The organism is Geobacter argillaceus (assembly GCF_007830735.1).
Classification (GTDB): domain Bacteria; phylum Desulfobacterota; class Desulfuromonadia; order Geobacterales; family DSM-12255; genus Geomobilibacter; species Geomobilibacter argillaceus.
The window spans coordinates 56,176-81,577 of record NZ_VLLN01000018.1 but is presented as its reverse complement, the minus strand read 5'-3'; the positions used below and the strand labels follow the sequence as shown (position 1 = coordinate 81,577).

Annotated in this window: 26 protein-coding genes, 2 tRNA genes and 1 pseudogene; 10 read left to right on the top strand and 19 right to left on the bottom strand. The window is 57.0% G+C overall.

Features of this window, described 5'->3' with window-relative positions:
* Positions 1-14 precede the first annotated feature (14 nt).
* The 6 genes from rpe (at position 15) to JN12_RS14210 (ending at position 3,119) form a co-directional block, all read left to right on the top strand.
* Positions 15-680: a ribulose-phosphate 3-epimerase gene (gene rpe / locus JN12_RS14235; protein ID WP_145023868.1), complete on the top strand. Its 666-nt coding sequence runs from the start codon at positions 15-17 to the stop codon at positions 678-680.
* 81 nt (positions 681-761) lie between these two features.
* Positions 762-837: transfer RNA gene (locus JN12_RS14230), tRNA-Lys, on the top strand.
* A 12-nt stretch (positions 838-849) separates the two neighbouring features.
* A tRNA-Glu gene (locus JN12_RS14225) sits at positions 850-927 on the top strand.
* 198 nt (positions 928-1,125) lie between these two features.
* Positions 1,126-1,509, top strand: coding sequence for a helix-turn-helix domain-containing protein (locus JN12_RS14220; protein WP_145023866.1), 384 nt, complete (start codon positions 1,126-1,128; stop codon positions 1,507-1,509).
* A gap of 81 nt (positions 1,510-1,590) precedes the next feature.
* A complete protein-coding gene (locus JN12_RS14215) occupies positions 1,591-2,247 on the top strand; it encodes a fumarylacetoacetate hydrolase family protein (RefSeq protein WP_145023864.1) in 657 nt (218 codons plus the stop codon).
* A gap of 398 nt (positions 2,248-2,645) precedes the next feature.
* The gene (locus JN12_RS14210; RefSeq protein WP_211360545.1) at positions 2,646-3,119 is read left to right on the top strand and encodes a hypothetical protein; all 474 of its coding nucleotides are present in this window, start codon (positions 2,646-2,648) and stop codon (positions 3,117-3,119) included.
* A 76-nt stretch (positions 3,120-3,195) separates the two neighbouring features.
* Here JN12_RS14210 and rpoH read toward each other — a convergent pair whose 3' ends face one another.
* Both rpoH and JN12_RS14200 read right to left on the bottom strand, forming a co-directional pair.
* Positions 3,196-4,050, bottom strand: a complete 855-nt coding sequence (rpoH, locus tag JN12_RS14205; RefSeq protein ID WP_145023862.1) for an RNA polymerase sigma factor RpoH — start codon at positions 4,048-4,050, stop codon at positions 3,196-3,198.
* An 89-nt stretch (positions 4,051-4,139) separates the two neighbouring features.
* Positions 4,140-4,577 (bottom strand): hypothetical protein, encoded by a 438-nt coding sequence (locus tag JN12_RS14200; protein ID WP_145023860.1) that lies wholly within the window; start codon positions 4,575-4,577, stop codon positions 4,140-4,142.
* A 196-nt stretch (positions 4,578-4,773) separates the two neighbouring features.
* On the opposite strand from JN12_RS14200, the gene JN12_RS14195 reads away from it, so the two are divergent.
* Positions 4,774-5,847 (top strand): branched-chain amino acid aminotransferase, encoded by a 1,074-nt coding sequence (locus JN12_RS14195; RefSeq protein WP_145023858.1) that lies wholly within the window; start codon positions 4,774-4,776, stop codon positions 5,845-5,847.
* A gap of 35 nt (positions 5,848-5,882) precedes the next feature.
* The gene (locus JN12_RS20510; protein WP_170241929.1) at positions 5,883-6,059 is read left to right on the top strand and encodes a hypothetical protein; all 177 of its coding nucleotides are present in this window, start codon (positions 5,883-5,885) and stop codon (positions 6,057-6,059) included.
* Between the two features lie 62 nt (positions 6,060-6,121).
* Here JN12_RS20510 and JN12_RS14190 read toward each other — a convergent pair whose 3' ends face one another.
* Positions 6,122-6,412, bottom strand: a complete 291-nt coding sequence (locus JN12_RS14190; protein WP_145023856.1) for a hypothetical protein — start codon at positions 6,410-6,412, stop codon at positions 6,122-6,124.
* Between the two features lie 285 nt (positions 6,413-6,697).
* On the opposite strand from JN12_RS14190, the gene clpB reads away from it, so the two are divergent.
* Positions 6,698-9,316: an ATP-dependent chaperone ClpB gene (gene clpB / locus JN12_RS14185; RefSeq protein WP_145023854.1), complete on the top strand. Its 2,619-nt coding sequence runs from the start codon at positions 6,698-6,700 to the stop codon at positions 9,314-9,316.
* A gap of 117 nt (positions 9,317-9,433) precedes the next feature.
* Complete coding sequence (gene rdgC, locus JN12_RS14180) at positions 9,434-10,603, top strand: recombination-associated protein RdgC (RefSeq protein WP_145023852.1); 1,170 nt, start codon at positions 9,434-9,436, stop codon at positions 10,601-10,603.
* An 80-nt stretch (positions 10,604-10,683) separates the two neighbouring features.
* Here rdgC and JN12_RS14175 read toward each other — a convergent pair whose 3' ends face one another.
* The 16 genes and pseudogenes from JN12_RS14175 to flhA all read right to left on the bottom strand — a co-directional run bounded on the left by JN12_RS14175 (position 10,684) and on the right by flhA (position 25,398).
* The gene (locus tag JN12_RS14175; protein ID WP_145023850.1) at positions 10,684-11,478 is read right to left on the bottom strand and encodes a flagellar motor protein MotB; all 795 of its coding nucleotides are present in this window, start codon (positions 11,476-11,478) and stop codon (positions 10,684-10,686) included.
* A gap of 8 nt (positions 11,479-11,486) precedes the next feature.
* Positions 11,487-12,248 (bottom strand): flagellar motor protein, encoded by a 762-nt coding sequence (locus tag JN12_RS14170; RefSeq protein ID WP_145023848.1) that lies wholly within the window; start codon positions 12,246-12,248, stop codon positions 11,487-11,489.
* Positions 12,249-12,276: 28 nt separating this feature from the next.
* Entirely contained in the window at positions 12,277-12,540 is a 264-nt protein-coding gene (locus tag JN12_RS14165) for a flagellar FlbD family protein (RefSeq protein WP_145023846.1), read from the bottom strand.
* A 116-nt stretch (positions 12,541-12,656) separates the two neighbouring features.
* Positions 12,657-13,553 (bottom strand): flagellar hook-associated protein FlgL, encoded by an 897-nt coding sequence (gene flgL / locus JN12_RS14160; RefSeq protein ID WP_145023844.1) that lies wholly within the window; start codon positions 13,551-13,553, stop codon positions 12,657-12,659.
* Positions 13,554-13,567: 14 nt separating this feature from the next.
* On the bottom strand, positions 13,568-15,094 hold the full coding sequence (gene flgK / locus JN12_RS14155) for a flagellar hook-associated protein FlgK (RefSeq protein ID WP_145023842.1): 1,527 nt from the start codon (positions 15,092-15,094) through the stop codon (positions 13,568-13,570).
* The gene (flgN, locus tag JN12_RS14150) at positions 15,095-15,595 is read right to left on the bottom strand and encodes a flagellar export chaperone FlgN (RefSeq protein ID WP_145023840.1); all 501 of its coding nucleotides are present in this window, start codon (positions 15,593-15,595) and stop codon (positions 15,095-15,097) included.
* Positions 15,596-15,597: 2 nt separating this feature from the next.
* Positions 15,598-15,963 (bottom strand): rod-binding protein, encoded by a 366-nt coding sequence (locus JN12_RS14145; protein WP_145023838.1) that lies wholly within the window; start codon positions 15,961-15,963, stop codon positions 15,598-15,600.
* Positions 15,964-15,975: 12 nt separating this feature from the next.
* A complete protein-coding gene (locus JN12_RS14140; RefSeq protein ID WP_145023836.1) occupies positions 15,976-17,073 on the bottom strand; it encodes a flagellar basal body P-ring protein FlgI in 1,098 nt (365 codons plus the stop codon).
* Between the two features lie 50 nt (positions 17,074-17,123).
* Positions 17,124-17,795 carry a flagellar basal body L-ring protein FlgH gene (locus JN12_RS14135; RefSeq protein ID WP_170241931.1) on the bottom strand — a complete coding sequence of 224 codons (672 nt, stop codon included), beginning with the start codon at positions 17,793-17,795 and terminating at the stop codon, positions 17,124-17,126.
* Between the two features lie 34 nt (positions 17,796-17,829).
* Positions 17,830-18,546 (bottom strand): flagellar basal body P-ring formation chaperone FlgA, encoded by a 717-nt coding sequence (gene flgA, locus JN12_RS14130; RefSeq protein ID WP_145023834.1) that lies wholly within the window; start codon positions 18,544-18,546, stop codon positions 17,830-17,832.
* A gap of 75 nt (positions 18,547-18,621) precedes the next feature.
* Positions 18,622-19,410: a flagellar basal-body rod protein FlgG gene (gene flgG / locus JN12_RS14125; RefSeq protein ID WP_145023833.1), complete on the bottom strand. Its 789-nt coding sequence runs from the start codon at positions 19,408-19,410 to the stop codon at positions 18,622-18,624.
* 93 nt (positions 19,411-19,503) lie between these two features.
* On the bottom strand, positions 19,504-20,229 hold the full coding sequence (flgF, locus tag JN12_RS14120; protein WP_145023831.1) for a flagellar basal-body rod protein FlgF: 726 nt from the start codon (positions 20,227-20,229) through the stop codon (positions 19,504-19,506).
* A 56-nt stretch (positions 20,230-20,285) separates the two neighbouring features.
* Positions 20,286-21,039, bottom strand: a pseudogene (locus tag JN12_RS21115) (FliA/WhiG family RNA polymerase sigma factor).
* Entirely contained in the window at positions 21,036-21,968 is a 933-nt protein-coding gene (locus JN12_RS14110) for a MinD/ParA family protein (protein WP_145023829.1), read from the bottom strand. The pseudogene JN12_RS21115 and the gene JN12_RS14110 overlap by 4 nt, the downstream one beginning before the upstream one ends.
* Complete coding sequence (gene flhF, locus JN12_RS14105) at positions 21,969-23,318, bottom strand: flagellar biosynthesis protein FlhF (protein ID WP_145023827.1); 1,350 nt, start codon at positions 23,316-23,318, stop codon at positions 21,969-21,971.
* Positions 23,308-25,398 (bottom strand): flagellar biosynthesis protein FlhA, encoded by a 2,091-nt coding sequence (gene flhA, locus JN12_RS14100; RefSeq protein WP_145023825.1) that lies wholly within the window; start codon positions 25,396-25,398, stop codon positions 23,308-23,310. Before flhA ends, flhF begins: the two co-directional genes overlap by 11 nt.
* Positions 25,399-25,402: the final 4 nt, after the last annotated feature.

Below are 25,402 nucleotides of genomic sequence, written 5' to 3'. Positions count from 1 at the left end.
CCCCAGGAGGGTACATGAAAAAGATAGCACCTTCCATACTTTCCGCCGACTTTACCCGCTTGGGCGACGAAGTCGGGGCCGTTGCAGCGGCCGGTGCCGACTATATCCATCTGGATGTGATGGACGGTCACTTCGTCCCCAACATCACCATCGGCCCTCTGGTGGTTGAGGCGGTACGCAAGGTTACCCCGCTGCCACTGGACGTGCACCTGATGATCACCGAACCGGACCGTTACATTCCCGATTTTGCCGCAGCCGGTGCCGATATCATCGTGGTTCATGCCGAGGCCTGCTGGCATCTGCACCGGACGATCCAACTCATCAAGTCCTTGGGGAAACTGGCCGGTGTTTCGCTTAACCCGGCCACCCCCCTGAGCGCCCTGGAATACGTGCTGGGCGAACTGGACCTGGTCCTGCTCATGACGGTCAATCCCGGGTTTGGCGGGCAATCGTTCATCGAGGCCTGTATCCCCAAGATTCAGGCGTTGCGGGGCATGCTGGACAAGAGGGGGCTGGAGGCCGAGCTTGAGGTGGACGGCGGCGTCAAGACTGACAACATCGCGCGGATAGCCCATGCCGGGGCAGACGTGTTCGTTGCCGGCAGTGCGGTCTTCGCAAGTACCGATTATGCAATGACCATTGCCGAGCTCAAACGGCGGGCCAAAGAGCCGGTCCTGTAGCCATCGCAAAAAAAATGCTGGCAGTGAAAATAATGCTTGACCAGAACCAAGGTGATTTGGTAAATAAACATTCTTGTTTTTGAGCCGCTAGCTCAGTTGGTAGAGCACCTGACTTTTAATCAGGTGGTCGTTGGTTCGATCCCAACGCGGCTCACCATTTACCAACACTGTCCCCTTCGTCTAGCCCGGCCCAGGACACCGCCCTTTCACGGCGGCGACGCCGGTTCAAATCCGGCAGGGGACGCCATTTAAATGTTTCACGAAGTCCAATGCAGCACAAAAGCTCTGAGAAATCAGGGCTTTTTCTTTATCTAACCGTCTGTTGCCGTCCAATAACATCCCTTGACGTACTGTAATTGTTACAGTAGATTTTGCGGCAACGGCCCTCAAAAAGGCAGGAGTTTCCGGACGGAAACGGACTATATCGCTCACTGGATCGACACAGATGACCAAACGGATAACCAAAGACATAGACCGGCTGATGGGACAAAACCTCCGGAGATTGCGCCAGGAGCGGGGGTGGTCGCAGGGTGACCTGGCGGAAGCGACCGGCACGGACCGGCGTTATGTATCGGCCATGGAAAACGGCCGCGGCATCGGCAAGAACCTGCTCGACCGGCTCTGCAGGGTGTTCGAGGTCGAAGAGGAGGCATTCACCCACCAGTCTGCTCAGGAGCGTTCGCAAGCGATTGGCAACCTCCCGAGGGTCACGCGCATGATCCTGGACGAACTGGAAACCATGCCGGAATACGAACAGCTGCGCCTCTTGGCGGAGATCGTCGAGAAACGGATCAAGAACCTTGAACGGCAGATCGACGGGAAGCAGTAGAGTCTTTATACTCACTCCGTTGCCCGCCGGGCCATCTTCTGCTACCATGCTCCATCTACAACACCAGGGAGGGACCCGCCCATGAAGAGTGCACGCATCATGACCTCCGGCCAGGAATTCCCCATCGGGAAGATCCTCTGCATCGGCCGCAACTACGTCGACCATATCCATGAACTGGGCAACGAAGTGCCGACAGCGCCGGTGATCTTCATGAAGCCTGCCTCGTCGGTCATCGGCGAAGGCGAGCGGATCGTCATCCCCCCCTACTCCAGCGACTGCCACCACGAGGCCGAACTGGCGGTATTGATCGGCAAACCCTGCAAAAACGTGGCGCTGCCCGACGCACTGGCCTGCGTGGCCGGCTACGGGGTAGCCATTGACCTGACCCTGCGTGATGTGCAGGCGGAGCTGAAGAAAAAGGGGCTCCCCTGGGAGATCGCCAAGGGGTTCGACACCGCCTGCCCCCTCTCCACCTTTGTGCCGGCAGCGGCGGTCAGCAACCCCCAGGACCTCACCATCCGCCTCGACGTGAACGATGAGCTGCGCCAAAACGGTCACACCGGGCTGATGATCCACACGGTGACGGCCATCATCAGCCACCTCTCCACCATCTTCACCCTGGAACCGGGAGACGTCATCCTGACCGGCACCCCTGCCGGCGTGGGACCGATCGTCTCCGGCGACCGGCTGCATGCCGAGATCCCCGGCGTCGCAACCCTGCGGGTGGAAGTCAAATAATTCAAATATCAATATACTTGACTTTATTTTCCTGTGAAGGGTAGATTTGATGAAAGACTCTTCAAGGGGGAAACCAATGGAACCGAACAAGACATGCGAGGCATGCCAGGGGCTGATGGTCCTGCTGCCCGGCTGAGGGGGCCTCTTCTGGCGGTGCCAGAAGTGCGGCAGGAAGATTTCGTACCAGAGCGGAGACATGCAGGAGTTACAGGATGCTGCCAGCTGTGGCTGCGGTGATTGACACGGGAACGGGGGCGAAAGCCCTCTTTCCTTTTACTCTTTCCCCTATTCCAAATGGAGTCGTCTGCCACGACCTCGTTGAGACAATCGTCGCATGCAGCACTATATTGCCATAGAAGAATCAGGTTCATGTCCATGACGTGACGAGGGAGGTGGAGATGAAAACACTATTGTGCCGGTTTCTGTTTGTTGCGCTGGTGCTGCCGCAACTGACCGGCTGCATGGCCCACCAGCAACCGGGCAGCACTGCCGGCGCCGCCATGGGCGGGATTGCCGGAGTTATTCTCGATCAGCGCAACCCGTGGCGGGGAGGGATCATCGGCGCGACACTCGGTGCCATTGCGGGTGCCACCATCGCCGACATATCAGACCAGGCGGCACGCGAGGCCGCCTATGCCCAAAGACCGGTGGAGTACCGGACGGATAACCACCGGGCATACTACTACGCTGAGCCGCTCGGCTATGACCAGGAACGGCACTGTCGGAAGGTGAGAGAAAAAGTCTACGTGGACGGACGACTCTATAAGAAACGGACCATCGTCATCTGCGACCAGGGGCAGTACGAGCGGCCGAACTACCGATACGAGCGGCGCTATGACCGCTACGAGCGGGAGGACGATGACGATGACTGATCCCGGATCTTGCTGCAACGTGGGATAAAAAAAGGGCGGCCCGTGCCGGCCTCCCCGTCGTGCAACATCTTCGGTGTCAAGCCGCGTGGGCTTCCACCACTATTGGCGCCAGGTAGCTGCGCATTTTCTTGAGCGCCCCCTCTTCAATCTGTCGCACCCGTTCCCGCGAGATGGCAAAATGGTCGGCAATCTCCTGCAGCGTCAGCGGGTCTTCGGCAGTCACGCGCCGCTCGATGATGTACCGCTCCTTCTCGTTAAGCATCCCGAGGGCCTGGGTAATTTCGCGCTGCAGCCGGACCGACTCCTGGTGCTCGGCAAGGAGTTCCTCCTGACTCAACCGCTCGTCGGCAATGCTGTCAAGCAGAGTGCCCCCGTCGCGGCCCTCAATGGCGGCGTCCAACGAATACTCGCCGTGCATCCGCTGCTCCATCTCCACCACTTCCGACTCCTTCACGTCCAGGGTCAGTGCGGTCTCGTGCAGGTCATCGCTGCCAAGCGCGTTCTTGATGGCATTCTTGGCTTGGTTGAGCTTGAAAAACAGTTTTTTCTGGGCCTGGGTCGTGCCGATTTTGAGCAGACTCCAGGTGGACACGATGAAGTTCTGGATATAGGCCTTGATCCACCAAACGGCATAGGAAATGAGCCGGATACCCCGATGGGGGTTGAACTTGCGTACGGCCATCATCAGACCGATATTCCCTTCCTGGATCAGGTCAAGCATCTTCAGGCCATAGGCACGATACTCGGACGCCACCTTGACCACAAAACGAAGATTGGCCGTTATTAAGCGATGGGCGGATTCAAGATCCTTCTCCTCGTAGAACTTGATGGCCAGTAGCCGCTCCTCGTCAGCCGTAAGGATCGGGAACTTGCGAATCTCAGCAAGATACATGGTAAAACTGTCTGCAACAACCGGGAGTGTCATGGTCATGGGCGACACCTCAATCAAAAAATTTAGCACTCACCTCTAGTGAGTGCTAAAACTATAACAATGATTTTTCAAGATTTCAAGGGTATGAATTATTTCTTCTCATACATGAGAACGGTCATATCAGCACGTTTGGGAGCATACGCGAAGGTGATCTTTGTGCTTGCATCCTCCCAACGATAGGAAACCATGTGGGGAGCGCTGGAGTTGTCGAGAGCCCCGGCACCATAGGACTTTTTATGCTTTTTGAGGAGATTCTCGATGCCGGCCTTTTTCACATAGTTTGGATTAAAGGTGACAGACACCGCACTCAGGCGGTTATCCCGGAAGGCAAAGGTGCGTTGCTTCATCTCCTTGTTGGGAGCTGTCTGCTTATACAGCAGTTGGTTGCCCAACTTGGCGATTTCTCCTTTTGGATAGTTCTTCATGACCGCATGCAAATCGGCCCCCCACCTGGTCTCGGCATAACCTGCAAACAGACCGGCAGCCATTGCCGTCGAGAGCATGCCGAACACAAAGGCAATGATCATGAACCCTGCTGATTTCTTCATTGGATAAGAGCCCTTTCTTTTTATAAAATAGACTGTTATGACCATACAGGTGGAGGAGTTGAAAAGTCAAGATGTACCACTCTAATATACCGTGAAAAACCTTGCCCGGAGCCGTCCGATGTGATAAACCGGGATCATTTAAGGCTCAGATATTAACCTGATGGAGGTTATGCCGATGGACATCCGGATTCTCCCCCTTCCCGCGGATAAAATGAAAAGCAAATGTACTGATGAAAGTCAGCTTGGTTTTGGCAAACTTTTCACGGATCGGATGTTCATCGCCGAGTGGAAGGTTGGCCAGGGTTGGGTTGACGCCCGCATTGAACCATACGCGCCGTTTGTCCTTGATCCGGCCTGCCTGGTGTTCCATTACGCCCAGGAAATCTTCGAAGGGCTCAAGGCATACAAATGGTCAGACGGCACCATAGCCCTGTTCCGGCCCGAGATGAATGCCCGACGTTTTAACCTCTCTGCTGACCGGCTGTGCATGCCTGACGTCCCGGAAGAACTGTTCCTGAAGGGGACCGAGGAGTTGGTACGCCTCGAAAAGGACTGGATACCCACCTCTCCCGGCACCTCCCTCTATATCAGACCGACCATGATTGCCGTGGAGCCGGTCCTGGGGGTCAAGCCGTCAGACCATTACTACTTTTATATCATCATGTCCCCGGTTGGTGCTTATTACGCAGCCGGCTTCAACCCGATCAAGATCATGGTTGAAGATAAGTATGTCCGAGCCGTCCCCGGCGGGACAGGCGAAGCCAAGACCGGCGGCAACTATGCCTGCTCTTTGAAGGCGGGACTGGAAGCAAAGAAAAAGGGGTACGATCAGGTGCTCTGGCTTGACGGCATGGAACGCCGCTACATTGAGGAAGTTGGCGCGATGAACATGCTGTTCTCGTACGGCGACAAGGTGGTTACCGCTCCCCTCGAAGGCTCCATCCTGCACGGCGTTACTCGAGACTCGGTCATCAAGCTGGCGGACATGCTCGGCTTCACGGTGGAGGAGCGGAAAATAGATATCGACACCCTGATGGCCGATATACGCAGCGGTGCGGTCAAGGAGGCTTTCGGCAGCGGCACCGCCGCGGTCATCACCCCGGTCGGAGCCCTCGGTTACAAGGGCGAGTGCCTGACCATCGGCACCGGCGGGGTCGGAACGCTCACGCAAAAGCTTTACGACACCCTTACCGGTATCCAGTACGGCAAAATCGAAGACCGTTTCGGCTGGCTCCGAAAATTCAACTAAAACTGCCTGATAGGCATAACAGGCCCGGGACCACCATGAAGCACCCAAAAGAAGAGGCCAATCGACTCTGCGCTTCCTGTCGGCGGGTCTGCAAGCAACCGGCCCGGGCAGTCATTGCCTCCTGTCCCCGCTACTACCCGCGGCCCAAGATCAAAGGAAACGCCTGGAAGCAGCAGGAATTTCCGTTTATCGCCACATCCAACAAATCCTGATACCAAAAGAGGCGCTGCCGGAGCAGCGCCTCTTTTGGTAATACCGTTGTTGCCAAACAATCTCAATTTCCTCTCTCCCACGCTCCTTTGCGCGGCGTTGTATTCCGTTGCCCCCCCCCTGCCAGGAACGGATTGTATTCAGCCTGTGCCACATAGGTCTTCTTGACTGGTCGCAGTTCCGGCACCGTGATAAATTGATCCTGAGCCGGCTCTTTCTGATGGGCCACCGTATCCAGACTTACCGCTTCGGCCCGAAGTTCCCGCAACGTTGCATTCTTTATCACCTGCAGTTCGCTGCAACCGGTCAGAGTAACGAGACCGAGGACCATAATGAGAATCATTAACCGCTTCATAACACACCTCCGAAATGAACTAGTGTGCTTATTACCAGGAACGTGCCAAAACACATCACACGTAACTAGTTGTAATCGTTAATTCAATTACGGAGACCCCTCGATTTTCCTGTGCAACCTGTGAACAGAGGCCAGTTCTCAGACATCACGCTTCACCCAAGCCCTTTCAAACAAACCTGCTTGCCCGGCTGTTCAGTCTCGAAACAGAAAGATCCGCACATCCTTGACAGGACACATAGTGGTTCCTATGTTTGATGTAGATTGAGGGAGACCAAGGAGCAGACCATGATCAGACCGGAAAAGATGACGGTAAAAACCCAGGAAGCGTTAGCAGCGGCACACGAACTGTCTACCAAGCAGTCAAACGGGGCCATTGAGGCTGAACACCTGCTCTTGGCCCTTATTGACCAGGAAGGCGGCCTGGTTCCGGCGCTCCTGCAGAAGATCGGCGTAGCGCCGCTCGCTGTCCGCAATGCAGTTGAATCGGCCGTCAAGCGGCTGCCCCAGAGCAACGGCACAACAGCACAGGCCTACATTTCCGCGGCACTCAACCGCACCCTGGCGGCAGCCCAGAAGGAAGCCGACGCCATGAAGGACAGCTTTGTCTCGACCGAGCACCTGCTTTTGGCATTGTCCGAGGAAAAGGGAAGCGGGGCTGGACGCATTCTGGCAGAAAACGGGGTGACCCGGCCGGCCATCCTTTCGGCCCTCAAGGAGGTTCGCGGCGACGAACCGGTAACCGACCAGCAACCAGAGGACAAGTACCAGGCATTGACCAAATATGCCCGCGACCTGACCGATCTTGCCCGCAAGGGGAAGCTTGACCCGGTAATCGGCCGGGACGACGAAATCCGCCGGGTCATCCAGGTGCTGTCCCGACGGACCAAAAACAACCCGGTGCTGATTGGCGAACCCGGCGTCGGAAAGACGGCCATCGTTGAAGGACTCGCTCAGCGGATCATAGCCGGCGATGTCCCCGAACCGCTCAAAAGCAAGCGACTATTGGCACTCGACATGGGGGCACTGATTGCCGGGGCAAAATACCGCGGTGAATTCGAAGACCGATTGAAGGCGGTTATCAAGGAGGTGGAAAAATCAGAAGGGAGCATCATCCTCTTCATCGACGAACTCCACACCCTGGTCGGCGCGGGGGCAGCCGAAGGAGCCATGGACGCCTCCAACATGCTGAAACCGGCTTTGGCACGCGGCGAACTCCACTGTATCGGGGCCACGACGTTAAACGAGTACCGCAAGTACATCGAAAAAGACGCCGCGCTGGAACGACGCTTCCAGCAGGTTTACACCGGCGAACCGTCCGTGGAGGACACGATTGCTATTCTGCGGGGATTGAAGGAAAAGTACGAAAATTACCACGGCATCCGGATCAAGGACAGTGCCATCATTGCCGCAGCCACACTCTCCGACCGCTACATCACCGACCGCTTCCTCCCGGACAAGGCCATCGACCTGATCGATGAGTCGGCCTCCCGACTGCGGATCGAGATCGACTCCATGCCGACCGAAATCGATGAAGTAGAGCGAAAGATCATTCAGCTGGAAATCGAAAAACAGGCCCTGCTCCGCGAACAGGACCCCCATGCCCGGGAACGGCTAAAGAAACTGGCCGACGAACTGGAACAACTGAAGGCCCAGTCGGCCCAACTCAAGACCCACTGGCTGCAGGAGAAGGAGATACACGGGAGAATCAGCGAGCTGAAGAAACAGCTGGAAGAGAAGAAGGACGAAGCCAGAAAGACCGAACGGGAAGGGGATCTTGCCAGAACCGCAGAACTTCGCTACGGCGACATCCCTGCCATTGAAAAGCGGATTACCGAGTGCAAGGATGAACTGGAACAACGCCAGAAATCGGGGAAGATGCTGCCGGAAGAGGTCGATGGCGACATGGTTGCCGAAATCGTGGCCAAGTGGACCGGCGTGCCGGTCAACCGCATGCTGGAGACCGAAGCGGAGAAGCTGGTAAGCATGGAAAAACGGCTGCAAAGTCGGGTTGTCGGCCAGGACGAGGCACTGGTTCTGGTTGCCAATGCCGTCCGACGGGGACGAGCCGGCCTCTCCGACCCGAACCGGCCGGTCGGCTCGTTCATCTTCCTCGGCCCGACAGGTGTCGGCAAGACCGAAACCGCCAAAGCTCTGGCCCAGTTCCTCTTTGACGACGACCAGGCCATCATCCGGATCGACATGAGCGAATACCAGGAAAAGCATACCGTTGCCCGCCTCCTGGGCGCTCCCCCCGGCTATGTGGGATATGAGGAAGGTGGCCAACTGACCGAGGCAGTTCGCCGCCGGCCGTACTCCATCGTCCTCTTCGACGAGATCGAGAAGGCGCACCCGGAAGTATTCAACGTCCTCCTCCAAGTCCTCGACGACGGCCGCTTGACCGACGGCCAGGGGCGAACGGTCGATTTTCGGAATACGGTCATCATCATGACCAGCAACCTGGGGTCCCAATGGATACAGCAGTTCGGCGCCAGCGATTATGGCCGCATGAAGTCGATGGTATCAGAAACGCTGAAGGAGCATTTCAAACCGGAATTTCTCAACCGCATCGACGAGGTCGTAATTTTCCATGCCCTGCCTCTGGAGCAGATCAAGCGAATTGTCGACATCCAGCTTGCAGCCCTGGAGCAGCGGTTAGCCGAGCGTCATATCAACCTGCAGGTAACGGACAAGGCCAGGGAATACCTGGCCCGTGAGGGGTTCGATCCGCAGTACGGTGCCAGGCCACTTAAGCGGAGCATCCAGCGGCACATCCAGGACCCTCTGGCCTTGATGCTCCTGGACGGAAAATTCCTGGATGGCGATACGGTCAAGATCGATCTGGCAGTCACGGGCGAGAGCCTGGTTATCATGAAGCATCAAGCATCAGCTGTCTGTGACCAATAGCGATAGCAGTCAATCTACGGCCACGGACTGACCGTCCCAAGAGTATTTCCTTGCTCGTCAATGTGAAAAGGTGTATCCAATCCTTCCACCTTAAGCCAAAGGAGCAAGGAAATCGATATGGGCATCATCTCCAACACCGTTAGCATCTGTCAGTTTCAGGTTGTCGGCGAATTCCCTGCCGGCGATCTGTTCGAGTTTGCCTCAAACGGCCTTTCCCAACAGGCTTTCCGTTCCATCGAGAGCACCCTTGATGAACTTTCCTGCGGCTGGGCCAACCTTGATGACCACCAGCTCAGTGAATTTTCGACGACCGCCAGTTTCTGGCGTGACAACTATCTCGCGTTCACCCTTCGCCGGGACCAGAGAAAGATTCCCGCCTCACTCCTAAAGGCGTACTGCAGGGTTGCGGAAGAGGAGTACCGGGCCGAGCATCCGGGACTCCATCGGGTTCCCAAGCAGAAGCGCGAGGAGATCAAGGAAGCGGTCCGTCTGCGCCTGCTTGCCAGGACATTGCCCATCCCTGCCACCTACGACATGGTCTGGGACACCCGGAATCAAATCGTTACGTTTGCCTCTCTCAGCCAGAGCGTGACGGACCTTTTCGAGGAGGAGTTCAAGAAGACCTTTCCGGGCTTGCGCCTGGTCCTGGTACACCCGATGGCACGGGCCGGCAAACTGGTCCCGGAGGAGCTGCAACAATCGTTAGAGCAGGCGAACCTAGCTACCTCACCGGCAATTCTCGACCAGATCCGGAGCAATCAGTGGTTGGGACAGGATTTTCTCCTCTGGCTCCTCCATCGGAGCATGACCGGCACTGGCGAGTATCGCGTCAACCAGCCGGGTTCGATCGGAAACGGAGAGTCCTTTGCCGCCTATCTGGACGACCGCCTGGTCCTGATGAGCGCCACCGAGGAAGGGGCTCAGAAGATGACCGTGGCTGGGCCACAGGGTCGTTTCGGTGAGGTACATACCGCCTTGCAGAACGGCAAGAAGATCACCGAGGCCACTATCCATCTGGAGCAGGAAGAAAATAGTTGGAAACTCACCCTGAAAGCGGAACGATTCTATTTTGCCTCGTTCCGTTGTCCACCGGTTCACCTGGAAAAAGACAATACTGTTGACCAAGCCAGCGAGCAGGAAGCCGTTTTCTACGAGCGGATGCATCTTCTCGAAACAGGCCTGCAGCTGTTCGATTCGCTTTTTGCCGAATTTCTCGGAAATCGTTTGGGGAGTGGCTGGGCTGCGATAGCGGCGGAAATCCAGACCTGGCTGGCACGCAACGAATAATTCGCGTTTGAGGAGTTGATGTGGAGTCGGGAACTGTTGGCAGAGGCTCAGGATGGAGTGCAGCAGGCATTGCGCCTGTTTCAGGGCTCACTCCGCTCCGCATCAAGAGAGAGCATGACGATGTCCACGCGACGGTTCTTGGCCCGTCCATCGGCTGAACCGTTGTCGGCAACCGGACGAAATTCACCAAAACCGGCGGCAGATACCTTGGCAGGATCAAAGTTTTCGTTGTTGATCATGTAGTGAACAAGATTGGTTGCCCGGGTCGTGGAAAGCTCCCAGTTGGACTTGAACGTCGCCGTTCGTATCGGCACATTATCCGTATGTCCCTCAACCCGGAACTGGTTTTCGTAGGGGGTCAACGCTTCAACAACCCGTGCCAGGATCGGTACGGAACTCTGCTTGATGACAGCGCTTCCCGAATCGAAGAATCCCGCCTCCTTCAGACTCACCACTAATCCCCGCTGGTTTATGGAAACCGATACCTCCTCATTGGCGCCGTGCATCATCAAATAGGCTTCGAGGGCTGTCTTGATTTCTCTGAAATCCTTTTCCACCGCTTTGCCACGGCCCTTCCCCTCGGTCTTCACACCGCGCATCCTCGGCGCCGGCTTGATGGCTTCCGGACGCAGGGAGGGAATGATGCTCATGTCCATAGATTGGATGACAGCAGGTTTGGGAGCGGCGCCGGAAAGGGTTGAAACACCGAATGATTCCCGAAGCGAGGCGATCACTTCTTCCACCTTTTTTTTGTCAGTTTGTGACATGGCATACAGCGTCACAAATACGGCAAACAAAAGAGTGATGAAGTCGGCATAGGAAACCAGCCAGCGTTCGTGGTTCGGTTCTTTTTCGTGCTTTTTTTTCCTGGCCATGATCCCTGCTACTTCTTCTCTGGTCCGTGGGAAGGGAGGAACGACTTGAGCTTTTGCTCGATAAAGTGTGGATTCTCACCGTTCTGGATGGCAATGAGCCCTTCAACCACCATACTCCGGCGCAGCAGCTCGTCTTTGATACGATGCTTGAGCTTGGTACCGATGGGAAGACAGACGATGTTAGCCGTCAACAGGCCGTAGATGGTAGCGACAAAAGCGACGGCGATACCGGCCCCCAGTTTCGATGAGTCGGAAAGGTTGCTCATGACGTGAATAAGGCCGATTACGGCACCGATAATACCGATGGTCGGGGCATAGCCGCCAGCCGCCTCGAAGAACTCGGCACTCCCCTTCTCGTGCTCCTCGTACGATTCGATCTCGATCTCCAGGGTTTCTCGCAGTTTTTGGGGATCTATCCCGTCCACTACCAGTGAAATACCCTTTTTGGTGAAGGGGTCCTTGATCGTCTGGGCTTCCTGCTCAAGGGAAATCAGACCGTTACGCCGCGCCTTGGCCGCGTAGTTGATCATATCCTTGATGATCGTTTCCGGCTTGTCTTTCGGCATCAGGAAGGCCTTGGGGATATCCTTGAACGCCTTCATAACCACCGGAAAGGGGAAACTGACAAAAGCAGCGCCAAAGGTACCGCCGAGGACGATCAAGGCTGCCGTTGGCTGGATGAGGGCCTTGACATGAAGCCCCTCGAGAAGAGCGCCGCCAATTATTGCCCCAAAGCCGAGGGCCAGACCGATAATGGTAGTAATATCCATAGGGTATCAACACGCCTCAGAAGTGAATTTATTCGTCATAGCCAACCATGATCCGTTTCGCCCCGACCCTGGACCGGAGGAGATATTTTCTGCCCGGCACCGCATTGCTTCTGCGTGCTATCCTGGCCTGCATGACAACCATCCGCTCAATGATGACCGATACCCCTTCTTTCACCAGATAGCGGTTACCATTGAGAAGCGTGAGATGGGTCTCCGGCCCCTCTTCAATGAGTTCGATCAACTGGGGATTCAGATAAAACTCACTGCCATTGATCCTCGTCAGCCTGATCATCGCCCCTCCAGAAACCGTTTAATTAATACTGTCCCAGTAAGAAAAGACTCGTCCTCCACCAAGACCATCGCGATAGCCGCTACCCGCAATGATCCTGTCCTTGTGAACAGCTTCTATCACTTGAGATAATCCAACAGGGAAATTTGCGAGATTTTGGCCGTCGCCGACAGGGCTGCCTCAAAGGCGGTCTTTTGCTGGGTCAGCTCTGTCGCGGCCTTGATCATGTCCACGTTCTGGATGTTTTCGACCAGAGTCTGAACGGTATTCTTGTTGAGCGCAATCATCTTTTCCGCACTGTCCAGCCGCACAATCCTCCCCGCGACATCGCTCCGGGCATTGGCGATCTGGTTCGACGACGTGTCGATCTGTGTCGCTGCCGCCTGGATTGCCGGTACATTATTGGCACTGATGGCGGCAGTGAGGTTATCGATCTGCTGAAGGATGTTCACCCCCCCGCCTGCGCCGGTCAGAAGCGTATCGCCAGTGACATTGATGGCAACCTGGGAGTTCTTGTCGATATTGACGTTGATGGGGTCGGTTGTCCCATGATAGGCATTATCCGGCGCATTAGGCGGGTTAAACGGTGGAATGGAGTCCTTGAAGCCGCCGAATATATACTGATCCCCGAGCTGGGTATTGCCCAGGCTCACCAGTTGCTTCTTGATCTCGTTCAGCTGGGAAACGGCAGTGGCCAGAACGGTCGGGTCGCTGCTGCCGCTCCCGATGTTGGCGGCAACCGACTTGGCCTGTTTCACCATGGTGGAAATCCCGACTAATGCGGTGTCACTAATGTTCAACCAAACCTTAGCCTTATTGATGTTTCCGGAAAACTGCTCACCTGATTTCAATTGACCTTCGAGGTCAAGGAGCTGGCGGGTCGCTATCGGGTCATCAGAAGGGTTGTGGATGTTGGTGCCGGAGGCAATCTGCGCCTGCAGCGAATCCAGCTTGACCCGGTTCTGCTGAAGATTGTAGACCGAATTATCGGCTGTCATATTTGGTGTCACACGCATGGCTGTCCTCCTTCTTAGCGAACCAGTCCGAGAATGGTGTCCATCATCTGGGTCGCCGTCGAGATCAGGCGCGACGACCCTTCGAAGGATTTCTGGTATTTAATCAGATTTGTCAATTCCTCGTCCAGGGAAACGCCGGAATTGGATTCCCGCAGGTTATTCAACTGGCGCAGGAAACTGCCGCCATTCGTCGAGGCGTTGGTGGCATCCTGCTTCAAGATCCCCACATTACTGACCAGTGTACTATAGTACCCTCCAAGGGTACTACTGCCGCTGTTGAAGGATACCGAAGCCGACTGCAGACCGGCGATATTCAGGGCAATAGTATTGTTTGCCCTTCCGCCGACAGCAGGGTCCACATTGGCGGCGGCAATGGCATCAAGATTGGTTTTGAGGGTATTGTTGATATCAATGTTGGCGCTGTAATTGGCAAAGGCTGCCGGCGCTGCCGGTAAAGGTCCGGCTGCGGCAGGGGTGAAGAAGTTATTTCCTGTCGCGCTGTTCAGGCCAAACCCGGCGGCATGCTGGGTATTCACCTGGTTTGACAGGTTATAGGCCAGTTCGTCGACGCTGTTCAACAGACCCGGAATGATCTGGTCACGCACCTTCAACACACCACCGATCTGACCAAGACTGTTGTCAGCCGGCTTTGTTGCGTCGTTGGGGCCACCGATTGTTGCCGTCACCCTGGTATCCGCTGCAGGATTGGTAGCCGGGGGAGGATTGCCGATGGCAGTGATATAGATATCGTTCAGTGGGGCCTTTGGTCCCACTACGTTATCCGCATAGACAGTGGCATACTGGCCGCCATTGACGAGCACTTCGCCCCCACCCGCACCTGCTGGATCAGGTAGTTGTATCTTGAGGGTACCGTCAGGGTTCTCCTGGTAGGTAATACCCGTTTTTTGGGCCAACAGGGTTACCAACTGATCCCGCTGATCCCTCAGTTCATTGGCATTGGTTCCCAATCGTTCCGTCATCAGGATCTGAGTATTCAGCGAGGCGATGTTTTTTGCCTTGTCCGTGATATCGGAAGTTATGGAGCCAAGGGAGTCGTCGGCAAACTTCTGGGCCGTCTTCAAGCTGGCGTTCGTCTGGTGAAAGGTGTCGACCAGAATCTGGGAGCGGGCCAGCAATGCCTGGCGCTCGGGGCCGCCGGACGGATTGACCGATAGATCCTGCCAGGCGCCAAAGTATTTTTGGACCGCGTCGCCGAGCCCGTTGGCAGCCAGCTCGTTAAACAAAGGCTCTACCTGGCTCATTGCTTTCTGACGGGCCAGTGCCTGCTGTTGACTGCTGTTGGCATCGACAATCTGCCGCTGGAGCAGTGCATCGTAAGAACGTTGCACCGATGCCACATTGACGCCGGTCCCCAGTGCAAAGCCCCTGGAAGTGATGGTCGGTCCGGTTTCAAACTGCGTGATCTGGCGGGAATAGCCAGCCGTATTGACATTGGCCATGTTCTCGCTGGTCACTTCGATTGCCAGCCTGCTCGCTGTTACGCCGGTAACCCCGACATTGAAGATATCGTTGACGCCCATTCAAGCCTCCCTATTAACCAGCCGTACGCCGTTAGAACCGTCAAGCAGCTTGCCCTGGTCACCGTAGGTGGTACGACGGGTGGTCATGACCGATTTGAAGAAGTCCAGCGCATTGTTGACAGCCTGAAGTCCACCGGAGAGCAGTTCACGGTTGAATTCCAGCAGCCTGTTCACCAGTTCCCCCCGCTCCATGAGTCTCGCCCGCAACTCTTCCAACACCGCTCGATGGGGAAGCGCCAGAAGGGGGATGATCAGGGACAGGGTTGCACCGTCCCGGAGCCCGGCCTCGCGGGCCAGGCGGGCCAGGATACGACGGATGTCGCTGGCAGCCGCTTCCAGTCTGCCCAACAGGTCGCGAATCCGGCCGGCCAGCTCTTCCACACGATCGCCCTGCAGTTGGGCAACGTTCTGCTGCTCTTCTTCGAGAAGCTGCAACAGCTCCTGGACGATCCGGTCGTTTTCCGTCAAGGAATTGATCAACTCCAGGACACTCTCTGCCATGTTCAATCTCCTGCAGGAAGCGGGCTGTTACCGCTTTCGTTTTTCACACCCGGGCGCTGCTTAATATCCGGCTGTTTAATCAGCTGCGCCTCGATCATTTTTGCCAACCCCAGCCCCCCCCGTTCGACAACCGCCTTGACATATTCCTGGTCCAGCATTGACCGGTAAATCTCGTCGCTCTGCCCCTTACCGGCAAGCATATCCTTGCCAACCGTCTCCCGCATCGACTTAAGCATCATCCCGACGAAGAGGCCCTCGAACTCACGGGCCGCCTTCCGGGCCGCGACCTTATCCTTATCGGTAACCGCACCTCCTACCTTGAGCTGCTGCTGCGGAAGCGGAGAAGTAATGAGTTCTGTCCTGTCCATAGGCACGCTCCGTCAGAGAATTGTGAGTTCGGCTTGCAAGGCCCCTGCTGCCTTGATCGCCTGCATGATGCCGATCAGATCCCTCGGGGAGACCCCAAGGGCGTTCAATGCCTTCACCACGTCACTGATCGTGGCTCCTTCGCGAACCAGGGCGAGTCCGCCGGTCTCCTCGGTCACCTTGATCGTGGTGCGGGGCACCACCTTGGTCTCACCGCCGCTCAGCGGTGGAGGCTGGGAAACCTCAGGCCGCTCCTTTATCAGGAGGGTCAGGTTGCCGTGGGAAATGGCCACGGTGGCTATCCGCACATTCTCCCCCATGACGATGGTCCCGGTCCTCTCGTTCATGACCACCCGTGCAGGCGTGTCAGGTCTGACGTCCAGACGCTCCAACTCGGCAACGAACTCCACGGTCCGGCCACTGTACCGCGCCGGCGGCTGCAATTCAATAGTGCCGGCATCGGCGCAGACCGCCACCCCATTGTCTTTGAACGCCTCGTTGATGGTTGCCGCAATCCTTGCTGCGGTCGTAAAATCGGCACGGTTCAGGTTGAGACGCAGCTTGCTCCGTTCGGCAAGTACGTTCGGCAACTCCCGTTCGACCAGGGCACCTTCCGGTACCCTCCCGGCAGTGGGGTGGTTCTTCTGGGCAGTGGCAGCCTGTCCGCCATAGGAAAAGGAATTGGTCAATACCGGCCCCTGCGCCACGGCATACACCAAGCTGTCCGCCCCCTTCAACGGAGTCATGAGCAAGGTCCCTCCGGCCAGGCTCTTGGCATCGCCGACCGATGATACCAGGACATCCAGCTTGGTCCCCTGCTTGGCGAACGGCGGCAGGGTCGCAGTCACCATGACCGCTGCCACGTTCTTGATGGTGAGGTCTCCCCGATTTACCGTGACACCCATCCGCTCCAACGCATTGACCAAAGATTGAGTCTGCACCTTTGCCTGGTCGCTGTCGCCACTGTTATTCAACCCCACCACCAGCCCGTAACCGATCAACTGGTTTTCCCGCACTCCGTCCAGGGCTGCCACATCCTTGATCCTGGAGGCATGGGCAAGGGCTGGCAGCAACAGGAACCCAAGCACAATTGTCAGTGCAAATTTTTTCATCGTGTACGCTATCTTTTCTCGCTTCACGTCTCGCATCTCGTGTCTCACGTTTAGAACGGCCAGATCTTGCTGAAGATGGTCGTCAGCCACCCCGGCTTCTGTTGGTCGCTGATAATGCCGTTGCCCGCATAGGTGATCCGGGCATCGGCAACCTGGGCCGAACTGACGATGTTGTCGGTGGATATATCCCTGGAGCGCACCGTTCCTTCCACGATAATCAGCTGGTCCTCGTTGTTCACCTGTACATTGCGGCGACCGGCAATTTTGAGATTGCCGTTGGGAAGCAATTCAACCACCTTGGCGGTGATGGTGGCACTCAGATTTTCCTTGCGGGTCGTTGAACCGGTACCGTCGAATTTCTGATCACTGCTGGCACTGATGAGGTTGGCCAGGTCCATCCAGTTCCTGATTCCGGTCATATTGGTTTCGAGCCCCAGCAGCTTGGGAATGCCGGCAGTCGTGCTCGCCTTGCGGCTGGTGCCGGTGCTTGCCTGCTTGCTGGCGCTCGCCTGTTCGACAATGAGAATGGTGACGATATCACCCTTGCGGCGGGCCTTGTGGTCCTCCACCAGTCCTGCCGATGATGCCTGCCAGATGGAACCGTTCGCATAGGAAACAGCAGGCGGTGGCAGCTGTTCATCGAAGGTGGGTGTCCGCACCTCGCTTTTTTGATACGTGCATGCCGTAAGCAGGAGGCATGCAGCCACAAACAGATTCTTCAGGGTGTACATCGTTTTCTCCTGCATCTGCGTCAGGTCAGAAGTCGACCCGAACCGTACCGGCATCCACTATCCTTGCCGGGAAATCCTTATTGGAACCAATGTTTTGTACCGTGATCAGCTCGCCGGCAGTACCGGCCCCTTTTGCCCGGCCGGTAGTGGTAATACGCAGAGCGGGACTTTCCAGGAGCACCGTCACCAACTGGCCCGACTTGACGAGCGGAATCCGCTCAAGATAGTCGGTTCGAAGCGGTGTATTGCCACGCATCCCGACCCTCACCTTAAGCCCCACCACGTCGGCAGCAGTCCTGGCCACCTTTCCACCGCTTGCCGCCAGATCACGTTTCTGAACCGCCACATCTGCCAGCGTCAAAATCTCGCCACTCTCAACCGGTCGCGTCGTCACCACCAAGTCGACAAGGGCCTCCACATCCACCATTACCGGCACGTTCTTCACGACCCTGTCATTGACCCGGACGATCAGGGCCAGGCTCGCCTGCCCCCACCCTTCCCACTGGCGTGGAGCGCTCACCTCATAGTTCACATTCCCTTCCGGGAGAGCAAGATCACCGTAAAAACCGACCTTTTTTACGTTCACCTCAACACCGAGGCCAACCGTCCGCTCACGAATAAAGTCAACGATAATCCGTCGAACCTCGGCCTCCTTCACCACCTTACCAGGCCCAGCAGGAGCGGTGTTCGTACAGATGACACTGCACAAAACAGCAATGAGAATGCAAACGAGTCTTTTCATGGTCACACCCTTAACACCGCCAAAGCGTGCCGTACGGTCAGTCAAAAACCGTCGCTGCCCGCCCGTTCATCATTCCTAGCGGCGCAGGTTATTGGCCTGCTGCAGCATTTCGTCCGCAGCCTGCACCGCCTTGGAATTCACCTCATAGGCACGTTGGCCCACGATCATGTTGACCATCTCCTCCACAACACTCACGTTGCTCATTTCGATAAAACCCTGGGAAAGTGTGCCGATTCCGGTCTGCCCGGGCGTGCCGGTGGTGGCGACGCCTGAAGCATCGCTCACCTGGAGCAGGTTGTGACCAATGGCAGAGAGGCCGGAGGGGTTGGAAAAGGTGGCCAGTTGAAGGTTACCGACTGTGGTCGGGGTATTCTGCCCAGCCTGCATGACGGAGACAGTGCCATCGTTGCCGATGGTTATCTTGGTCGCATTATTGGGGATGACCACGTTGGGAAGAACCGGATAGCCGTCCGCATTCACCATCCTCCCCTGGTTGTCCTTCTTGAAGGCTCCGGAACGGCTGTAGGCCGTTGTCCCGTCCGGAAGCTGAATCTGGTAGAAACCATCTCCTTCAATGGCAACATCCAGCTCGTTACCGGTCTGATTGATGTTGCCCGGCGTAAAGATCTTGGTGACGCTGGCCGGCTTGGCACCAAGTCCCACCTGGATACCGGTCGGAATCTGGGTCGCATTGGTGGACGGGGCTCCCGTAGTCTTCAGGGATTGATACATCAAATCCTGGAAGTCGGCCCGGCTCTTCTTGAAACCGGCAGTGTTGACGTTGGCCAGGTTGTTGGCCACCACGTCGATATTGAGTTGCTGAGTCTGCATCCCCGAAGCTGCGGTCCACAGTGCCCTGATCATGGGAAAACCTCCGTTAATTGTTTGAGTAGTTGAGTGATTAAGTGGTCGAGAGCGGTACACAGGCTGTTACCCACTCAACAACTCACCAGTCCTTTATACCCTGCCGATGTCGTTGGCAGCCTTGCCGGCTGCGTCGTCGTAGCTCTTGACCACCCGCTGGCAGGCCTCGAAGTAGCGGTTGGCCTCTATCATCTGGACCATTTCCTGAACCACACTGACGTTGGAATCCTCCAGATGTCCCTGCCTGACCGAAGCCGTGCGCACCGGTTGCGGGGCAGCCTGGGGGTCGGCGGGAACGAACAGCGCACTCCCCGCCTTCTGGAGTGCGTACGGTTTGGGAAAATCGACAACTTCCAGTGTAGCAACCTGCTCGCCATCAACCATAACCTCGCCACGGGCACTGACCTCGACCCTGCTGCCATTTATGGTGACCGGTCCGCCACTGCCGACGACCTCATACCCGTCATTGGTCACAAGCCGACCGGCGGCATTGCGCTGAAAATTCCCCTGACGGGTATAGGCACGCCCCTGAGGGGTATTGACCGCGAAGAAACCGTCACCGTCAATGGCAAGATCAAGGGTGTTGCCAGTCTGCTTGACCGGACCGGCACTGTAGTCGGTAAAGTAGATATTATCGGCCTGCACCAGCCCGGCCTTTTCCGGCGCTTCACCTGCACGCAGCGCCAGCAGGCTCTCAAAGGCAACCCGGTCCTTTTTGAACCCTGCCGTATTGGCGTTGGCCAGATTGTTGGAGATGACGTCCAGACGTCGCATTGCTGCAAGGTTGCCCGAGAGCGCCGTATACAACCCACTGTTCATAAAGACCTCCTTCGTCGGCTTCCGGGTAGAGGACAACAACCTCGGACCCGGTTCTGCTATCGGTGCGGCTTCATCTTGGTGCGCAGGCGCAGGATTGCCTGGCTGTGGAGCTGACAGATGCGGGATTCGGTAAGACTGAGCACCGCACCGATCTCCTTCAGGTTGAGCTCTTCGTAGTAATAGAGCGTGACGACAATCCGTTCCTTCTCCGGGAGTGTATCGATCGCCTCCGCCAGCAGTTCAACGGTTTGTCGCTGCATCAGCTGGTTCTGGGGATTATCGATCGCCTTATCCTCGATGACATCCAACAGACCGAACGGGCTCCCGTCCTCGTCCTCCCAGGAATCATCCAGGCTTACCACCGACAGAAAGTGTAACTTCTTCCAGGAGCCGGAAGTACTCATGCAACTCTATCCCCATCGCCTTGGCCACTTCCTCGCTGGAAGGGTTTCGCCCCAATTGCTGTTCAAGGATCGCGAACGCACGCTCCAGACGCTTGAACTTGTCGCGTAGCGACCGGGTCAGCCAATCCTGGGCGCGGAGCTCGTCCATGATGGTTCCTCTGATACGCTGCTCCACAAAGGTTTTGAACTGAACACCACGGGTCGGGTCGAAACGCTCGGCAGCCGTTATGAGCCCGACAATGGCGGCACTCATCAAGTCATCCCGATCCAGGTGCGGGGGGAGTTGTGAAGCGATCTTGCCGACCAGGAACTTGACGAGAGGGAGGTGTGATACGATCAGTTCGTCGCGACTGGCGTTGGCTGCACGCTGTGATTCTTCTTGGTAGGCCTTGACCACGCAGTTCATAACATCTCCAATCCCAGTGCCGGAGCAAATTTCTGGCGAAAGAAAAACTGAATATTCCCCTTCACCCGCGTGTCGCGTTCGCTTTCCAGGACCCGACGAGCCAGACTGGCAAAGCATTTGGAGGATTGGGCCTCGGGGAACAGATCGCAGACCGCCCGTTGCCGTTTCACCGCCTCAACGAGCTTCTCGTCCCAGACCACGCACCCGAGATAATCGAGTGATATGTCCAGAAACCTGCTCGTCACATTTGACAGACGGGCAAAGACCTCCAGGGCATCGCCGGTGTCGTTCACCATATTGACCAGCACCTTGAAATAGCGCTCGCCGTAGCGGGTGGCCAAGAGCTTGATGAGGGCATAGACGTCCGTGATCGATGTGGGTTCCGGAGAAGCAACCACGACAATCTCCTGGGCCGCGGTATTGAAATAGGTCACGTTTTCCGAAATTCCGGCCTCGGTATCGATGATGGCGATATCGAAACTCTCTTCCAGGCTGTCCAGTTCGTCCAGCAGCTTGATCCGTTCATTCTGGCCAAGACTGGTATATTCCTGCACCCCGGAACCGGCCGGAACCAGTTTGATACCTGCCGGCCCCTGAAGGATTATCTCTCCCAGCCCCATCTCGCCGGACAGGACATGGTTCAGGTTATGGGCCGGCGACAGGCCGAGCAGGACATCGATGTTACCCACCCCCAGATCGGCATCGATCACCAGCACGCGCCGACCGAGCCTGGCCAGGCTGATCGCCAGATTAACCACCATATTGCTCTTGCCGACCCCCCCCTTACCGCTGGTAACCGCAATGACCCGCACCCCTTTCTGTCCGACCGACTCCGGAGCACGGGGCGTGACTATCGTCCCCGACTTCTTGGAACGAGCCAGCTTACGCAGGGTATTGGCCTGATCGTTTGGCACCTTGGTCCCACTCATCTATGGCTTCTCTCTCAAGATAAGGTTTGCCAGCCGCCGAGGGCTTGCCACCACGATATCTTCCGGCACCATCTGGCCGTTGGTGAAGTAGGAAAGGGGCAGTTTATGACGAACATGCGTATTGACGATGCAACCGAGGGTTTCGCTTTCGTCCAGCTTGGTGAAAAGGACCCTGTTTACCGCGAGCCCACTGAACCGGCTGACGATATCGTCCAGTTCCTTGTCCTTGGTGGTTGCCGACAGACAGAGATGGATCTCTACCCCCTGCGCCGAGTTAAGGAACGATCTTAGTTCTTCAAGCTTTTCCTGGTCCTTGGGGCTGCGGCCGGCAGTATCGATCAGGATCAGATCCTTGTCGCGATGGGTCTCCACGCAGCTCTTGAGCTCGTCGGGAGTGTTGGCAACGTCAATCGGAATATCCATGATCCTGGAATAGGTTTTGAGCTGTTCGACAGCCCCCACCCTGAAGTTGTCGATCGTTACCAGCGCTACGTTCGCCCCTTTGTGCATTGCGTAGTGTGCTGCCAGCTTGGCAGTGGTGGTGGTCTTGCCGACGCCGGTCGGGCCGACGAGCGCGATGATCCGCGGCGAATCCTTGCGCAGGCGTAGCGGCCCGGTGCACTTGATCGTATTGGCAAAGGCCTCGAACATGGAGTAGCGAAGTTCCTCCATATCCTCGCCCCGCTCCGCAGTGGGCCGAATATAGTCGATCAGCACCGCCGCTGCGTCATCGGCCACGCCGCCCGACTTGAGCTCTGCGGCAAGCCGTTCCAGATTGCTTTGATACTCGCCGCCAAGCTCGTCAGCGTCTATCGATTCCGCCCCCCCCCGCTCTTCCCGGGGAAAGGTAACCGGCACGACACTGCGCTTTTCACGGGTCGTAACCACATTCATCAGGTACTTTTTGATGTCGTCCAGGTCTTCCTTGGAAAAGCGTGACGCAACGGCACCGGGCACGGCAGCAGGTGAAGTTGGTACGATAGCGGGTTCCACCACCGCTGCAGAGCCCGCAGGAGGATCGGCAGGTACCGGCTCACGGGTGGTAAGTTTTTCGACCTTGTCCCTGAGTTCGCGCAGTTCTCTGGCCAGGGGGCCCAGCATGGAATTCTGAAACTCTTCCCTGGTGGAAAGTTCGCGCGCCTCTTTCTCCCGATAGGGATTGGCCCGTGGCGTTGCCGGGCGTTGGTCGAGTGCCGCAGTGATCTCGAAATACGGCTTGGAGAAGATCCCCATGATCCCCTTCTTGCGCTCCTTGCGCGAAGAGAGAATCATGGCGTCGGCCCCCAGCTCGGCCTTGACCATCTTGAGGGCCTCAGCCATGTCACCGGCACGGAAGGTCTTAACTAGCATGGATGCTTACCACCCCCAGGGATTGAATTTTGACGTGCGGTGGAATCTCGTTGTGGGACAGTATGGTGAGGTTCGGGATGAACCGCTCGGTGAAGCGCTTCAGATGCCGCCTGACGTTGGGTGATGCGATCAGGACCGGCTGGGTTCCTGACTGATCGAACTGCGCCATGGTCTGGCGCACTGCCCCTAGCAGCTGTTGGGCAACCGCCGGTTCGATAGCCAGGTAACTCCCCTGTTCCGTGACCTGGACCGCTTCGGCCACGATCTCCTCCACCTCGCGGTCGAGGGTGATAATGCACAGGAGATCGTCCTCTCCGGTGAACTGGTCGACGATCACCCGGCCCATATTCTGGCGCACGAACTCGGTCAGGACATCCGCATCCTTGGTTATGGCAGCGTAATCGGCCAGGGTCTCCAGGACGGCACGGAGATCCCTGACGGAAACCTGTTCCTTCAGGAGGTTCTTCACCACCCTGAGGACCGTTCCCAGATTGAGGAGGTTCGGCACCAACTCTTCGACCACTTTCGGAAAGTTTGTCGCCACGTTGTCGAGCAGTTGCTGGAGTTCCTGGCGGCCCACCAGTTCGTGGCCGTAGCGCTTGATGATCTCGCTGACATGGGTGGCGATGACCGTCGCATTGTCCACCACCGTATACCCGGAATGCTGGGCCTGTTCCCTCTCGCTTCCCTTGATCCAGAGCGCGGGAAGGCCAAAGACCGGCTCGGTGGTCTTGACCCCTTCCACATGGCCCGACACAGCCCCGGAATCCATGGCCATATACTGGCCGGCCATCTCTCCGCCGCCGACCCTGGCCCCACGGATAAGGATGTTGTATTCGTTGGGCTTGAGCTGCAGGTTGTCGTGGATATGGACCGGAGGCACAATGAACCCCATCTTCTGAGCACACTGTTTCCGGATATTGCGAATCCGCTCCAGAAGTTCTCCCTCCTGGGCCGCATCGACCAACGGTACAAGGCCGTAACCGACCTCCAGCTCCAGCATCTCCAGCGGCCGGATGGCGGTGACCTGTTCGGCGACCTCTTCCCGCGATATCCCTTCGGGAAGCGCCATCAACTCTTCCGCCACCTCCTCCTTCCGGCTGCTGGACATCTTTGCCAGGAGGAAGGCAACACCGGAGAGAAGGAAAAAGGCAACGTGGGGGAGTCCGGGAATCAGGGCAAAGGCGAACATGACCCCGGAGACAACGTAATACGCCTTGGGGTAGTTGAAGATCTGGCCGGCAATCTCGCGGCCGAAACTGTTTTCGTCGGCCGACCTGGTGACGATGATACCGGCTGAGGTGGAGATAATGAGTGCCGGAATCTGGGCAACGAGCCCTTCCCCGACGGTAAGCAGGGTATAGTTCTGTAAAGCCATGTCCAGCGGCATCCCCTGCTGCCAGACGCCGATGATGAAGCCGCCGAAGATGTTGACCAGCATGATGATGATGGCTGCGATCGCGTCACCGCTCACGAACTTGCTGGCACCATCCATGGAGCCGTAAAAATCGGCCTCGCGGGATATTTTCGACCGCCGCTCCCGTGCCTCTTTTTCGTTGATCAGACCACTGGACAGGTCGGCGTCAATGGCCATCTGCTTGCCGGGCATGGCATCCAGGGTAAACCGGGCCGCGACCTCGGCCACCCGGCCGGAGCCCTTGGTGATGACCATGAAGTTGATGATCACCAGGATCAGGAACACAACCGCGCCGACTACATAGTTGCCACCGACCACGAACTGGCCGAAGGCCTTGATGACCGCCCCGGCCGCCTCTGCCCCTTCGCTGCCATGGAGCAGGATGAGGCGGGTGGAAGCGATGTTCAGGGCGAGACGATACAGGGTGGTAAGGAGCACTACGGACGGAAACACCGAGAAATCGAGGGGCTGTGTTGTATAGAGACAGACAAGGAGAATGGCCAGGGCTGCGGTAATATTGGCCGCCAAAAAGATGTCGAGGATGAATGGCGGCAGGGGGACGATCATCAGGGCCAAAACGCCGATAACCCCAACCGCCATGTAGATGTCGGCATTGTTCCGGAAGGGGTTGACGTTTATGACCTCGGCCGTCGGGTTAGCCATTGCT

What these genes read in the sequence shown, in the direction of transcription:
- rpe (WP_145023868.1), top strand. Translation starts at nt 15, where the DNA reads ATGAAAAAGATAGCACCTTCCATACTTTCCGCCGACTTTACCCGCTTG.
- JN12_RS14220 (WP_145023866.1), top strand. Translation starts at nt 1,126, where the DNA reads ATGACCAAACGGATAACCAAAGACATAGACCGGCTGATGGGACAAAAC.
- JN12_RS14215 (WP_145023864.1), top strand. Translation starts at nt 1,591, where the DNA reads ATGAAGAGTGCACGCATCATGACCTCCGGCCAGGAATTCCCCATCGGG.
- JN12_RS14210 (WP_211360545.1), top strand. Translation starts at nt 2,646, where the DNA reads ATGAAAACACTATTGTGCCGGTTTCTGTTTGTTGCGCTGGTGCTGCCG.
- rpoH (WP_145023862.1), bottom strand. Translation starts at nt 4,050, where the DNA reads ATGACCATGACACTCCCGGTTGTTGCAGACAGTTTTACCATGTATCTT.
- JN12_RS14200 (WP_145023860.1), bottom strand. Translation starts at nt 4,577, where the DNA reads ATGATCATTGCCTTTGTGTTCGGCATGCTCTCGACGGCAATGGCTGCC.
- JN12_RS14195 (WP_145023858.1), top strand. Translation starts at nt 4,774, where the DNA reads ATGGACATCCGGATTCTCCCCCTTCCCGCGGATAAAATGAAAAGCAAA.
- JN12_RS20510 (WP_170241929.1), top strand. Translation starts at nt 5,883, where the DNA reads ATGAAGCACCCAAAAGAAGAGGCCAATCGACTCTGCGCTTCCTGTCGG.
- JN12_RS14190 (WP_145023856.1), bottom strand. Translation starts at nt 6,412, where the DNA reads ATGAAGCGGTTAATGATTCTCATTATGGTCCTCGGTCTCGTTACTCTG.
- clpB (WP_145023854.1), top strand. Translation starts at nt 6,698, where the DNA reads ATGATCAGACCGGAAAAGATGACGGTAAAAACCCAGGAAGCGTTAGCA.
- rdgC (WP_145023852.1), top strand. Translation starts at nt 9,434, where the DNA reads ATGGGCATCATCTCCAACACCGTTAGCATCTGTCAGTTTCAGGTTGTC.
- JN12_RS14175 (WP_145023850.1), bottom strand. Translation starts at nt 11,478, where the DNA reads ATGGCCAGGAAAAAAAAGCACGAAAAAGAACCGAACCACGAACGCTGG.
- JN12_RS14170 (WP_145023848.1), bottom strand. Translation starts at nt 12,248, where the DNA reads ATGGATATTACTACCATTATCGGTCTGGCCCTCGGCTTTGGGGCAATA.
- JN12_RS14165 (WP_145023846.1), bottom strand. Translation starts at nt 12,540, where the DNA reads ATGATCAGGCTGACGAGGATCAATGGCAGTGAGTTTTATCTGAATCCC.
- flgL (WP_145023844.1), bottom strand. Translation starts at nt 13,553, where the DNA reads ATGCGTGTGACACCAAATATGACAGCCGATAATTCGGTCTACAATCTT.
- flgK (WP_145023842.1), bottom strand. Translation starts at nt 15,094, where the DNA reads ATGGGCGTCAACGATATCTTCAATGTCGGGGTTACCGGCGTAACAGCG.
- flgN (WP_145023840.1), bottom strand. Translation starts at nt 15,595, where the DNA reads ATGGCAGAGAGTGTCCTGGAGTTGATCAATTCCTTGACGGAAAACGAC.
- JN12_RS14145 (WP_145023838.1), bottom strand. Translation starts at nt 15,963, where the DNA reads ATGGACAGGACAGAACTCATTACTTCTCCGCTTCCGCAGCAGCAGCTC.
- JN12_RS14140 (WP_145023836.1), bottom strand. Translation starts at nt 17,073, where the DNA reads ATGAAAAAATTTGCACTGACAATTGTGCTTGGGTTCCTGTTGCTGCCA.
- flgA (WP_145023834.1), bottom strand. Translation starts at nt 18,546, where the DNA reads ATGAAAAGACTCGTTTGCATTCTCATTGCTGTTTTGTGCAGTGTCATC.
- flgG (WP_145023833.1), bottom strand. Translation starts at nt 19,410, where the DNA reads ATGATCAGGGCACTGTGGACCGCAGCTTCGGGGATGCAGACTCAGCAA.
- flgF (WP_145023831.1), bottom strand. Translation starts at nt 20,229, where the DNA reads ATGAACAGTGGGTTGTATACGGCGCTCTCGGGCAACCTTGCAGCAATG.
- JN12_RS14110 (WP_145023829.1), bottom strand. Translation starts at nt 21,968, where the DNA reads ATGAGTGGGACCAAGGTGCCAAACGATCAGGCCAATACCCTGCGTAAG.
- flhF (WP_145023827.1), bottom strand. Translation starts at nt 23,318, where the DNA reads ATGCTAGTTAAGACCTTCCGTGCCGGTGACATGGCTGAGGCCCTCAAG.
- flhA (WP_145023825.1), bottom strand. Translation starts at nt 25,398, where the DNA reads ATGGCTAACCCGACGGCCGAGGTCATAAACGTCAACCCCTTCCGGAAC.